Source organism: Nostoc sp. DedSLP04, assembly GCF_034530775.1.
Classification (GTDB): Bacteria; Cyanobacteriota; Cyanobacteriia; order Cyanobacteriales; family Nostocaceae; genus Nostoc.
Map to the genome: position 1 here is coordinate 133,621 of NZ_JAVRCL010000005.1, position 12,083 is coordinate 145,703.

Consider the following 12,083-nt stretch of genomic DNA (forward strand, 5'->3'; position numbering starts at 1 on the left):
TCATTAGTCCTTTTGAGTAACAAATGACAAATGACTAATGACAAAGGACTAATTTCAAAACATATCTGCGGGGTCAGCAGACTGTAATTTCCGAGTAGCGATCGCACCAGAAATTATACACATAATCATCGTCAGAGTTAATACCGTCAAAGCTCGTGCTACGGTCATGTAAACTGGCAAATTGGTGGCATTACGAGTTAAATGATAAAGTCCTAAAGGTGCGATCGCTCCTGGGATAAAGCCTAAAACTGCCAAAATTATCGCCTCTTCAAACACCACACCTAATAAGTAGAGATTGTTATATCCCATTGCTTTAAAAGTGGCGTATTCTTTGATATGGGAATTCACATCTGTAGAAAGAACTTGATAGACGATAATCACGCCCACTAGAAACCCCATTGCTACACCCAGGCTGAAGATAAATCCGATCGCCGTATTTGTTTTCCAATAATTTATTTCAAATTCGAGAAATTCTGCTTTGGTTAAAACTTTAACATCATTATCTAAATGAGATTCTAAAGCTGCTTTCATCTGTTTTGGGTCATAGCCTGGTTGCAACTGCACCAAACCTAAACTGACACTGCTGGCTTCTTGTCTGGGAAATAATCGCAGAAAGTTCTGGTCGCTGGTGATTAAAGTACCATCGGCTATGAAGGAAGCTCCGACTGAAAATAAGCCGCTAACGGTAATTGTCCGCCGTTCTATTTCGGTTGTGACTGTTTTACCTTGTTCAATTTTGGCGATCGCTTCATTGTAATCTCCTCTAGAGGCGCGATCGAACAGAACAGTATCTGGTAGCTTAATAGCATCTATCTGGCGATTCACATCCGCTAAGTTCAACATTTGGCGATCGGGATTGAACCCCATAACTAATATTGTCGTCTTCTGATGTGTTTGGGGATTTTTCCAATCAACAATGTTGACATACATTCCTTCTGCCGACTTTACACCTGGTACATCCATTACTTGATACAACCGCCGCCGCGTAAAGCTAGACATATATGCTAGATTACGTGCTTGCGGGCTGATGACAAACATATCAGCCTGCATACTCCGATGCAGCATTGTGTTACTTTCAAACAGGGCATTCTGAAACCCTAGCTGCATGAACATCAAAACATCGGCAAAGGCAATACCTGACAATGCCACCAAAAGACGACCTTTTTCATGACTTAGTTGCAGCCATCCTAAAGGCGTTCGCCGCCGTACTTGTTCGATTAATTTCATAAGAGGGAGTGGGGAGTGGGGAAATGAGGGAGAGGAGGGAGCAGGGGGAGCAGGGGAGCAGGGGAGATGAGGGGACAAGGGGACAAGGGGACAAGGGGACAAGAGGACAAGGAGATAAACAAAACTCTTAACTCTTAACTCCTAACTCAGCACTCCTAACGCCCAATGCCCAATGCCCAATTCCCTTTAAAGTTCAATCACCGCCTTGACTTGTAAATTAGTTAAGTTAGAAGCATTTTGGCTGGATAGTTTATTTAGTTGCACATGCACTTCTACTACTCTGGCATCAATATTGCTAGAGGGGTCAGCATTGATCAGATTTTGCCGCTTTACCTGCATACCAATCCAATCCACTCTTCCCCCTAATTCATTGCGGAGGGAATCACTGCTTACCAGCACCGGTTGTCCCGGACGCACTCTCTTGATATCACTTTGGTACACTTCTACTACTGCATACATCTGGTCGGTTTGACCTAAAGCCACAATTCCTTCATTGCCAACAGTTTCTCCGGCTCGTGTATTTATTTCCAAAATTTGACCGGCTTTAGGAGCCACAACGTATGCCTCTGCCAGTTCTGCTCTAATTTTCTCCACGGTGGCTTGAGCGCTGTCTATCTCTGCTTGTGCATTTGCTATATCTGTAGGACGAACTTCAGTGGTTTGATTTAGGTTAGCTTTTGCTTCGTTAATCTGCTGTTGCAAGCTGGCAAGGGTTTGATTTTGGTTGGCTTTTGCTTCGTTAAGCTGCTGTTGTAGGGTCGCTACAGTTCTTGTCTGGGTGGCTTGGCTTTCAATTAAGGCTTGAGTAGAAGTTTCAGCGCTTAGGCGTCTTTTATCAACTTCTTCGCTAGAAATTGCTCCTGCTTTGTATAAAGTTTCGTAGCGCTGCACGTCAGCTTGGGCATTATTTTTTTCGGCGGCTACGCGAGCTACTGTTGCTTGCAAGCTGCGTTGTTGCCCAAGGAGTTCTGCTTCTAGACGATTAATTGTGGCTTGCTGAGTTTTAATGTTTCCTTGTAGTTCTACTTGTACGCGATTCACCGTAGCTTGACGCGCTCCAATTTCTCCCTGTTTGGCTCCAGCTTTTACCTGGTTAAGGCGGGATTTGGCAACTTGAACTTGTTTTTGTGCTTCAGCCAAAGTAGCTTGTAGGCGAGCGCGGTTGTCCATAATCGCAACTACCTGCCCAGCTTTGACGCGATCGCCTTCTTTCACCAATAGTTGCTCTACCCGATTTCCTTCACCCATTGAAGAAGGCGCTGACAGTTTTATTACCTCTCCCTTTGGTTCCAACCGCCCTAATGCTGTTACTGTTTTTACCACAGGCTGAACTGCTACTGGTGCTTTTTGCTTTTCATTACCTGTAGCCTGAAGCCTCGATACTGTATAAACACTGAATGCACCTGTCACAAAAGCTGCAATAATTGCAAGTAGAAGAGGCGATCGCAAAAGATTCTGAGAAGACCTTAAACCCTCTGAATTCCTGTTTTGCTCCATACTATTTTCCCCTTACCACCAGTAGCAACTTGTACTAAACTGTCCAGTTCAATTTATGCTAAACTAAACGGACTAGTTTAGTCAAGAAGATACAACCAAACTTGTCAATCAATTTACTCGGCATTATTCAGCAAAATGCTATTTCCGATTAAGATTGATTGTCTACCACAAGAAAGTAGCAGAGAGAAAAGCTGATAATAGAGGCTTTTGGGCTTTATCGAAGGGTATATTTATCACCGAAAGCATGAGGAAGACTGCCCCCTGCCCCCTGCCTCCTGCCTCCTTCATTTTCGCCATTTCATCCTGGGGCATTTTGCAGCATCTATTAATATTGTTTATAAGAAAGGATGATTAATAAATGGTACGCATCAAAGCTGACGAAGTGGATCGAGACAATTCCGTTGATAAAGTGGAGCAAATTCTGCAAGGGGCAATGCAAGAATTCCTTCAACATGGCTATGCTGGTACAAGCATGGATCGGGTAGCAGTAGCAGCAGGTGTTTCTAAAGCGACAGTCTACAGCCACTTTCAAGATAAAGAAGGACTTTTTAAAGTACTGTTAGAGCAACTGACAAGTAAAAAGAATAGTTCCATTTTTGGCACAGAACCGATTGAGGGAGAACCAGCCACAATACTGCGCCAGGTAGCAACCAAAGCATTAGATCAGATGCTTAATGACGAAGAACATAGTGCATTTATGCGAGTACTAATCGGAGAATCTGGGCGTTTTCCTGAGTTAGCTCAAATTTGTGTTCGGGTGATGATTAAACCAGTAGCGGAAACTCTCACTCACTACTTGGCGGCTCCAGAATTAAACATACCTGACCCAGAGGCAACAGCAAGAATTCTCTTAGGAACATTGGTGCATTTTCATATTACTCAAAATGTGATGCATGGACAGGACATCGTACCAATGGAAAGCGATCGCCTGATTGATGCCTTGACACACCTAATCACTAAATGTGCGGATTGATTTGGTTATCTCCCGGTGCGTAGCGCTTGTTTGGTCGAAAGGTCATAAACTGATAGTTAAAAAACAAGCCCTAACAAAAATATGGCTACTGAAAACCTTCTGCTCACCGCCTTGCCCCGCGAGGTGTACAAGCGGATAGAAAGCAAAATGGAGCAGGTAGACCTTTCATCCGGCAAGATACTCAACAGACCGGGCGAAGCCATCGAAGAAGTTTACTTCCCCCTCACCTGCCTGATTTCAGTCACCATCACGATGATGGACGGCATTACAGTAGAAGCCGGAGTGGTCGGAAGCCGCGAGATGGTAGGGATCAACGCCTTCATGGGCGGTGAGGAGACGACGCAGACCGAGTACATCATACAGATTCCCGGTAAGGCGGTGAAAATGAAGGCACATCTGCTGCTTCACGAGTTCGACACCAATAAGTCGTTGCGGGACGTGCTGCTCAAATACACACAGGCTTATATCGCGCAAATCTCGCAGAATGTTGCCTGTAACCGCACTCATACTATAGAAAAACGCATGGCCCGTTGGTTGCTTGAGTCGAGCGATCGTCTCTACTCCGATGAACTATTTTTGTCCCATGAGTTCCTCTCCCATATGCTGGGCGTGCGCCGTTCTGGTATTACCGAAACCGCCCACATCCTAGAAAAGAAAGGTCTCATCGAATGCGGCCGAAAGAAAATCAAAACCATCGATCGGCAGGGACTAGAAAAAGCTTCTTGTGAGTGTTATGAGGTAATCAAACAGGAATACGATCGCTTGCTAAAGTTTAAGCTAGAGAGATAACGAACAAAGTCCTTCTCACCTTTCTAGCGATAATAGAGGCTGGCACGAGACGCGATCGGTGTCGCGCACCATCCAGCGCAAGCCTGTTAACTTGCCTTTAACATCGCGGATAGGAGCTACAGTCATAGCAGCCTCAAAAGGCTCACAGTCACGGGGCTGTATCTGTAATATCCACTCTTGCACATAGTCACACTCAGAACTGTGCATCTGGTTTAGTTGAGAACGAAACGCCTGACGTTTTTCTACTGCAATGAAACAGACCAACGGTTTGTCTACCAAAAATCGTTGTTGAAGATTGAACAGTGTAGCAGTGGCACGATTAGCTGACAGAATTTTCCCTTGTGTATCGCTCACCAAGTAAGCATTTGGTATGAAATTTAATAGGTCTTGGTAGCGCTTGTATACTTCTCTAAGCCGCGTTTGTACATTTACCAATTTTTGAGTTTGCTCGAACAGTTTCTCTGTAGCTATCTCTAGTGTTTTTGAAGCAGTATCAAGTTCTTTCAAGACTGCCAGCAGCAAATCGCTTTCTGGCTGTACTGTGGTGTTGGCATCTTCGTACAAGTTAGCTAAACGCTCTTGCAGTGACTGTAACTTCTGGGCAAACATATTTAGATTCATTATCAATTCAGGTGACATATAAGTTCAATCCCTGAATAGAAAGAGACTGTTAACCAATTCCTAATGGGTTTTATCCCACCAATCATTCGTTACTGGCTATAAACCTAGTAACGAGAAGTTAAGAGATATTGCCATTGATGAATTTGTTCTCAAATTTCTTAGACTTAGGGGTTACTTAGATTTAAGTATTGTTTAAAGACTAAAAAACTTAGTGGCTCCTAGTCAGTACGATTCCGTACAATAGACCTGCAAGAGGTCTATTATCTTCGCTCTAAAAAGTGATAAACGACATAAACCCAAAAGCCGCACCTTTAATTGTTAGTGCGGCTTTGAGTTATACAGAGATGGGGTTGGCTCTATTAATATTTGTAAAAAGTATCTGGGATATTTCGATGTCCCAGTACTTGGGGTTATGGCATCCCCCACTGGTTTAAGATTTCATCATCTCCAGCGTAGCTCTGTGCAAGCACGACTTGATGCACAATGAAAAAATCCCCTTGCTGTCTTAAACAGAGAGAATGCCAATGTTTTTTTCATAGAAGCTACAGTGCCTTCCTTACAAGCTGCTACAACTATATCCTCCAGCGATCGCTAGATAACTAGGCAGGAATGACTTGAATAACTAGGGCACGTTTATCTAGCGACTGGATCTTACCTACTTTACTAAGATCGTTTGCAATTCGGTCTAGCATCTCTCCCGCTTTGTCACGATATTGATGTTCTCGGCCTCGTAAACGAATGGCAAACTTGACAGAATCGCCTTTACTCAACCATTGACCTGCTTGTTCGATGCGTAAATTGTAATCAGCCAGACCCACGTTTAAACCGAATCGAACTTCTTTTACCGTGGGTCTAGCACTTTGGCTTTGACGTTTTTTCTTTTGATACTGAAGCTTGCCATAGTTGAGAATCTTGGCGATTGGAGCGTCTTTACCTTGAGAGACTACAACTAAGTCAAGCTCTAAGCTTTCGGCTAGCTGTAACGCCTCATTGGTGTCGATTAGACCACGATTGTTATTCTCATGGTCGATCAAGAAGACGCTAGGTGACTTGATTTGTGAATTAATCAGTTGCTTTTGGATTGCGATAACGAATTTCTCCCATTTGTTCAATACTTTGCTTTACAAGCAGGTAATGCCAATTTAACACAACACAGAATCAGAGCAACTTTAAACAACACAATGAACGCCAATCTGTTAGAATGAAGCACTGCGGCACTCGCTCTCAGTCTTTGCGCTACTGCCCATCCAGCTTTTCAATGATTTTTATCCGTCCGCCTAAGACTGACGCCATCATTGGCGACAGGCCGATGTTATTTTTGGAGTCTTATGTCTTTTTCCAATCTCGGCTTGTCCAATGAAATTATCCGTGCAGTTACCGAACGAGGGTACACGGAACCCACGCCAATCCAGATGCAGGCGATTCCTGCTGTTTTGTCGGGTAAAGATTTATTAGCTGGGGCACAAACTGGCACTGGAAAGACCGCTAGTTTTACACTGCCGCTCTTGCATCGATTGTCGTCTAATAAGAGCAAAGCTACGTCTAATGGATACCCACCAATCCGGGCACTGATTCTCACCCCGACTCGCGAACTCGCTGCCCAAGTGGAAGAAAGCGTGCGCGAGTACGGCAAGTACTTAAATCTCAACTCGATGGTGATGTTTGGTGGAGTCAGTATTAATCTGCAAAAACAGCGTTTGAGGGGTCGAGTGGATATTTTGGTTGCGACTCCAGGGCGACTGCTAGACCACGTACAGCAGGGTACGCTGAATTTATCGCAGATTGAGGTTTTGGTGCTGGATGAAGCCGATCGGATGCTGGATATGGGTTTTATTAATGATATCCGCCGCATCCTCTTACTTTTGCCCAAACAGCGACAGAATTTGCTATTTTTCGCGACTTTCTCAGACAAAATTAAGACACTAGCCGCCGGACTACTCAATAATCCGACGATGATTGAGGTAGCACGCCGCAACGTTACCGCCGACACGATCGCCCAGAAAGTTTACCAAGTAGACCGTGACAAAAAACGCCAATTACTTGCTCATCTGATTCGGCGAGATAATTGGTATCAAGTGCTAGTGTTCACTCGTACCAAGTATGGCGCCGATCGTTTGGTGAAGCAATTGGGCGAAGACCGCATTCAAGCCTTGGCAATCCACGGTAATAAGAGCCAGCCTGTGCGTACTAACGCTCTGGCCAAGTTCAAAAATGGCACCTTACAAGTATTGGTGGCGACAGACATAGCTGCTAGGGGGCTTGACATCAGCGAACTGCCCCATGTTGTTAACTTTGATTTGCCCAATGTACCAGAAGATTATGTTCATCGTATTGGTCGCACCGGTCGCGCTGGCGCATCAGGTGAAGCTGTATCGCTAGTGTGTATCGATGAACAGCATCTCTTGAAAGATATCGAAAAACTGATTGAGCAACGCTTGCCGAAGGAAGTGGTTGCTGGTTTTGCGCCTAACCCCGATACCAACCCCGAACCAATCCCAAATGGACGGCAACACAGAGCCAAGCCTGGAGGTGAGAAGCGTCCGGCTCGTACTCCTAAACCGTTACCACAGAAATCAGCTAAACGTAAAGCAGCGCCACCTGCCACCAATGGCCAGAAACCTGGCGCTCGTTCATCGGCATCGCGCCGTTCTGCTAAAGGCGATCGCTAACATTTGTTAGCTGTTCAATAGATTGATTTTTCACGGCTCCTAGAAAATATTCAATGTAATCTCTGTCACATACAGTTGTCGGAATGCAGTTAACAGTGTCATAAACAAAAGGTGAAGGTTAATCTGTAGGGTATAACTTACCTTAGAGTTGCTTGACCTCTAGCTTCGATGGATCTATCACACTCATGACTGAACTGACGCTACGCCTACAAGAGGGAGATACCGAAACCACGATCGCAGTTGACCAAGATGTATTTACAATTGGTCGTTTGCCGGAATGTAACTTGTACTTACCTTTTGGTGGAGTATCCCGCAACCATGCTCGCCTAGTAAAAACGGCTGACGGTGTGTGGACTATTGAGGATCTGGGCAGCAAAAACGGGACGCAAGTCAATAAATATCTGGTTAACTATCCCCAAGAGTTACATCACGGTGATATCGTTTGGCTGGGCAATGTTAGCCTGGTAGTGCTGCTCACAACCCCTGTTTCTCAACCGACACATGAGTATCCCGGAATTTCGGACATTAACGAGCAAAGAACAATCCTTCATAATGTTGAACAATTACAACAGCAATGGATTGCAGCTGATAGCAAAGATGGCAACATCAGTAATAAGGACAAAACTATTGCCCGTCTCAAAGATTTAGTTGACATAGCGAAAAATCTTTGTGCAGCCGCATCTATAGAAGAGATTTTTTCTCAAGTGCAGCAAGTAGTTTTTCGTTATCTTGATAGTATCGATCGCTTGGCATTATTAATTGATGTCAATGGTTGCGGCCAGTTGGAATTAATGAATGCTGCCACTCGAAATATTTCCCAACAGAAACATCTCCCTTCTGATGGTAGTTGGATTAGTCGTAGTATCTGTCAAAAAGTCTTTGACGAAAAAGTCGTCATTCAAACCGGTGATACTCATCAGGATGAACGGTTTGCTAGCGAACAGAGTATTTTAGTCAAAGGCATTCGTAGCGCGATGGCAGTGCCTTTATGGGATGAAAATAAAGTTGTGGGCGTATTGTATGCCGATGCCAATTTTTCTTCTTATCATTGGGCAAATGAAGGTGAAGAAGAATTGAGCTTTTTTTCTGCTTTAGCAAACCTTGTCGCTTCTAGCGTGCAGCGTTGGCTATTAGTAGAAAAACTCAAAACTGAAGAGATGATTCGTCACCGACTAGAACGCTATCATTCTCCAGCAGTTGTACAGCAGTTGATCTCTGTAGGCGGATTACCAGGTGGTCGTTTAGCTCCCACCGAGAGCGAAATCAGTATTTTGTTTGCTGATTTAGTTGGCTTTACGGCAATTTCTGAAAGATTAACACCAACTGCGATCGCTCAACTATTAAATAATTTATTTGAAGAAATGCTAAAAGAAGTGTTTACTTGCGGTGGCACTTTAGATAAATATATTGGCGATTGTATTATGGCATTTTTTGGCGCTCCAGAACCGCAAGCAGATCATGCCGATCGCGCTGTTACAGCTGCCAAGGGAATGCTCACTCGTCTCGAACATCTGAATGCCAATGGTTTTTGGCTAGAACCTCTGCAATTACGGATTGCGATTAATAGCGGTAAAGCAGTGGTGGGAGATGTTGGTAGTTCCCAAAGGGTAGATTATACGGCATTAGGCGCAACGATTAATCTTGCTGCTCGGATGGAAGCAGTTTGTCCCCCTAGTGAATGCGTGATTAGTGAAGCCACCCATACAATGCTTTCACAACCCTCAGACTTCCAAGAAATGGGAGATTATCGTTTCAAAGGTATTGAGCGATTAGTTAAGGTTTATCAGACAAAATTGCAACCAGTACCAACAATCATTGCTCCAATCATGAATCTTTAGGGATTGGCATGGGCTTTGAGGTCTAGATTATGTAACCCATCTAGTGACATACTCCTATAAAGATAAATTACGAATTACGAATTACGAATTACGAATTACCTGACTGTGCCAGCGCGAAAAATTTGCTCTGCTGTCAAATTAAACTCTGGAAAAGTTGGCGACTCGATGCGGTCATTTCCTCGAAACTTACTAACGCGATACTCACCTTCTTCTAAAGAGCAAACCGAAATAGTAGGTTGTTTGGGTTTGCCAATAAATTCTCTACCGCCTAATGCAGCATAATCGACAATCCAGTATTCAGGAATTCCCATTTCTTCGTAATCGGCGTATTTTTTCAGATAATCATCACGCCAGTTTGTACTTACCACCTCAATTACTAAAGGAATTGATGCTGCTTGAGTAACAGTTGATTCTTTTTTCCACCGAGGTTCATTAACTAAATTAGGAAGATTTAGGAGTAATACATCTAGTGAGTAAGCTGATTCATTTTCAAGTGGTTTGACTAATACTGTTTTTGGTATACCATATGGCAGACCAAGGCGACTATATTCTAAAGTAATTTTTGTAGCTAAAAATCCAATCACCTCTTCATGGTCGCCTGTTGGTGGTGGCATCTCTACTACTACTCCATCATATAATTCGTAACGTTGTCCTGTGTTATCTGGGTATTTAGCAACGAATTCATCGAATGTAACTACTTTGCGTAAGACTTGAGTCATGGCTTGATTCCTCAATTGTGCAAATTATAGCAACTTTACTTGTATTTAATTCCTCACTATTAACACTTATTAATTGGTATATTTTATTTCAGAAATAATTGCAAAATTGTAATATTAAGCAACTAATTCTGGGTTATAAGACTAGAATTTGGGTGTAGCTTCCAGAATTGATCTGTGTAACACTAGGAAGCCTACCGAAGCTATTTTTAACGGGAGGTCAGGTAATGGCGATCGCCACCATTAATCCCGCCACTGGGGAGACGCTTAAAACCTTTGAGGCGCTCAATGATGCAGAAATTGCCGCTAAACTCGATTTAGCCGATCGGACTTTTGAACAGTATCGTCAGACTAGTTTCTCTCAACGATCGCAGTGGCTTTCAAAAGCTGCTGATATTTTAGAGCAGGACAAAGCAGAATTTGCTAAATTGATGACTCTAGAAATGGGTAAACCATTTAAAGCTGCGATCGCAGAAGTCGAAAAATGCGCCCTTGTCTGTCGCTACTATGCCGAACACGCCCCTGATTTCTTGGCTGATGTCAGTATAAAAACTGATGCCAGCCACAGTTTTGTACGTTATCAACCAATAGGTGCAATTCTCGCAGTGATGCCGTGGAATTTCCCCTTTTGGCAAGTGTTCCGCTTTGCCGCACCAGCCCTAATGGCGGGGAATGTCGGCTTACTCAAACACGCTTCCAACGTGCCGCAGTGCGCCTTAGCAATTGAAGATATTATCCGACGCGCAGGTTTTCCTGAAGGTGCGTTTCAAACTCTATTAATAGGCGCTGCCAAAGTTGCCGATTTAATGGCTGATGACCGCGTAAAAGCTGCTACCTTGACCGGAAGCGAACCAGCCGGTGCATCCCTCGCCGTCGCCGCCGGCAAACAAATTAAAAAAACAGTTTTGGAATTAGGAGGAAGTGACCCGTTTATTGTGTTAGAAAGTGCTGACTTAGAGACAGCAGTTGTCACAGCTACTACAGCACGAATGTTAAATAACGGGCAATCATGTATTGCAGCGAAACGTTTTATTGTCGCAGATGCGATCGCAGACAAATTTGAAAAATTACTTTTAGAAAAATTTGAGGCGCTCAAAGTTGGCGATCCCATGCAACCAGATACCGATTTAGGCCCACTGGCAACTCCTGGTATTCTCCAGGATTTAGAACAACAAGTGCAACGTGCTATTAGCAGCGGTGGTAAAGTCCTCACCGGCGGACATCCTTTTTCAGATCGTCCTGGAAACTTTTATCCGCCAACGATTATCATAGATATCCCCAGCGACACACCAATTGCCAAAGAAGAATTCTTTGGCCCGGTAGCCTTGTTATTCCGGGTTACAGATATTGATGCAGCCATTAAACTCGCTAATGACTCACCCTTTGGCTTAGGTGCAAGTGCTTGGACAACCAACGACCAAGAGAGCGATCGCTTGGTTGAAGAAATCGAAGCAGGTGCAGTGTTTATCAACAGTATGGTCAAATCCGATCCTCGGTTGCCCTTTGGTGGCATCAAGCGTTCTGGATATGGCAGAGAATTGAGTATCCAAGGTATACATGAGTTTGTCAATGTTAAAACTGTGTGGGTTAAATGATTAGTCATTGGTCATTAGTCATTAGTCATTGGTCATTGGTCATTGGTCATTGGTCATTGGTCATTAGTCATTAGCGATTAGTCAAAGAACAAATGACAAATGACAAAGGACAAAGAACAAAAGACAAATGACAAAGGACAAAAGACAAATGACTAATG

10 protein-coding genes are annotated in these 12,083 nt (G+C 43.8%); 5 read left to right on the top strand and 5 right to left on the bottom strand.

What is annotated here, in order from left to right; translation table 11 throughout:
* Positions 1 to 54: 54 nt before the first annotated feature.
* Positions 55 to 1,227 (bottom strand): ABC transporter permease DevC, encoded by a 1,173-nt coding sequence (devC, locus tag RMX89_RS04730; RefSeq protein WP_322688105.1) that lies wholly within the window; start codon positions 1,225 to 1,227, stop codon positions 55 to 57.
* A gap of 186 nt (positions 1,228 to 1,413) precedes the next feature.
* Positions 1,414 to 2,724 (bottom strand): HlyD family efflux transporter periplasmic adaptor subunit, encoded by a 1,311-nt coding sequence (locus tag RMX89_RS04735; RefSeq protein WP_322671384.1) that lies wholly within the window; start codon positions 2,722 to 2,724, stop codon positions 1,414 to 1,416.
* Between the two features lie 358 nt (positions 2,725 to 3,082).
* On the opposite strand from RMX89_RS04735, the gene RMX89_RS04740 reads away from it, so the two are divergent.
* The gene (locus tag RMX89_RS04740) at positions 3,083 to 3,697 is read left to right on the top strand and encodes a TetR/AcrR family transcriptional regulator (protein WP_322671383.1); all 615 of its coding nucleotides are present in this window, start codon (positions 3,083 to 3,085) and stop codon (positions 3,695 to 3,697) included.
* Between the two features lie 81 nt (positions 3,698 to 3,778).
* Positions 3,779 to 4,486, top strand: a complete 708-nt coding sequence (locus tag RMX89_RS04745; RefSeq protein WP_322688106.1) for a Crp/Fnr family transcriptional regulator — start codon at positions 3,779 to 3,781, stop codon at positions 4,484 to 4,486.
* A 15-nt stretch (positions 4,487 to 4,501) separates the two neighbouring features.
* On the opposite strand, the gene RMX89_RS04750 is transcribed toward RMX89_RS04745, so the two are convergent.
* Together RMX89_RS04750 and infC are read right to left on the bottom strand one after the other, a co-directional pair.
* Positions 4,502 to 5,125 (bottom strand): PAS domain-containing protein, encoded by a 624-nt coding sequence (locus tag RMX89_RS04750; protein ID WP_322671381.1) that lies wholly within the window; start codon positions 5,123 to 5,125, stop codon positions 4,502 to 4,504.
* Between the two features lie 581 nt (positions 5,126 to 5,706).
* The gene (gene infC / locus RMX89_RS04755) at positions 5,707 to 6,219 is read right to left on the bottom strand and encodes a translation initiation factor IF-3 (RefSeq protein ID WP_322671380.1); all 513 of its coding nucleotides are present in this window, start codon (positions 6,217 to 6,219) and stop codon (positions 5,707 to 5,709) included.
* A gap of 216 nt (positions 6,220 to 6,435) precedes the next feature.
* On the opposite strand from infC, the gene RMX89_RS04760 reads away from it, so the two are divergent.
* Both RMX89_RS04760 and RMX89_RS04765 read left to right on the top strand, forming a co-directional pair.
* On the top strand, positions 6,436 to 7,776 hold the full coding sequence (locus RMX89_RS04760; RefSeq protein ID WP_322688107.1) for a DEAD/DEAH box helicase: 1,341 nt from the start codon (positions 6,436 to 6,438) through the stop codon (positions 7,774 to 7,776).
* A gap of 185 nt (positions 7,777 to 7,961) precedes the next feature.
* Positions 7,962 to 9,614, top strand: a complete 1,653-nt coding sequence (locus tag RMX89_RS04765) for an adenylate/guanylate cyclase domain-containing protein (protein WP_322688108.1) — start codon at positions 7,962 to 7,964, stop codon at positions 9,612 to 9,614.
* 95 nt (positions 9,615 to 9,709) lie between these two features.
* Here RMX89_RS04765 and RMX89_RS04770 read toward each other — a convergent pair whose 3' ends face one another.
* Positions 9,710 to 10,333 (bottom strand): Uma2 family endonuclease, encoded by a 624-nt coding sequence (locus tag RMX89_RS04770; RefSeq protein ID WP_322688109.1) that lies wholly within the window; start codon positions 10,331 to 10,333, stop codon positions 9,710 to 9,712.
* 224 nt (positions 10,334 to 10,557) lie between these two features.
* Here RMX89_RS04770 and RMX89_RS04775 point away from each other — a divergent pair, with 224 nt between their 5' ends.
* A complete protein-coding gene (locus RMX89_RS04775) occupies positions 10,558 to 11,925 on the top strand; it encodes an NAD-dependent succinate-semialdehyde dehydrogenase (protein WP_322688110.1) in 1,368 nt (455 codons plus the stop codon).
* The last annotated feature ends 158 nt before the right edge of the window (positions 11,926 to 12,083 follow it).

Bases quoted from the DNA above. Each gene is read 5' to 3' on its own strand.
- RMX89_RS04745 (WP_322688106.1), top strand. From the start codon at position 3,779: ATGGCTACTGAAAACCTTCTGCTCACCGCCTTGCCCCGCGAGGTGTAC.
- RMX89_RS04765 (WP_322688108.1), top strand. From the start codon at position 7,962: ATGACTGAACTGACGCTACGCCTACAAGAGGGAGATACCGAAACCACG.
- RMX89_RS04760 (WP_322688107.1), top strand. From the start codon at position 6,436: ATGTCTTTTTCCAATCTCGGCTTGTCCAATGAAATTATCCGTGCAGTT.
- RMX89_RS04775 (WP_322688110.1), top strand. From the start codon at position 10,558: ATGGCGATCGCCACCATTAATCCCGCCACTGGGGAGACGCTTAAAACC.
- devC (WP_322688105.1), bottom strand. From the start codon at position 1,227: ATGAAATTAATCGAACAAGTACGGCGGCGAACGCCTTTAGGATGGCTG.
- RMX89_RS04740 (WP_322671383.1), top strand. From the start codon at position 3,083: ATGGTACGCATCAAAGCTGACGAAGTGGATCGAGACAATTCCGTTGAT.
- RMX89_RS04750 (WP_322671381.1), bottom strand. From the start codon at position 5,125: ATGTCACCTGAATTGATAATGAATCTAAATATGTTTGCCCAGAAGTTA.
- RMX89_RS04735 (WP_322671384.1), bottom strand. From the start codon at position 2,724: ATGGAGCAAAACAGGAATTCAGAGGGTTTAAGGTCTTCTCAGAATCTT.
- RMX89_RS04770 (WP_322688109.1), bottom strand. From the start codon at position 10,333: ATGACTCAAGTCTTACGCAAAGTAGTTACATTCGATGAATTCGTTGCT.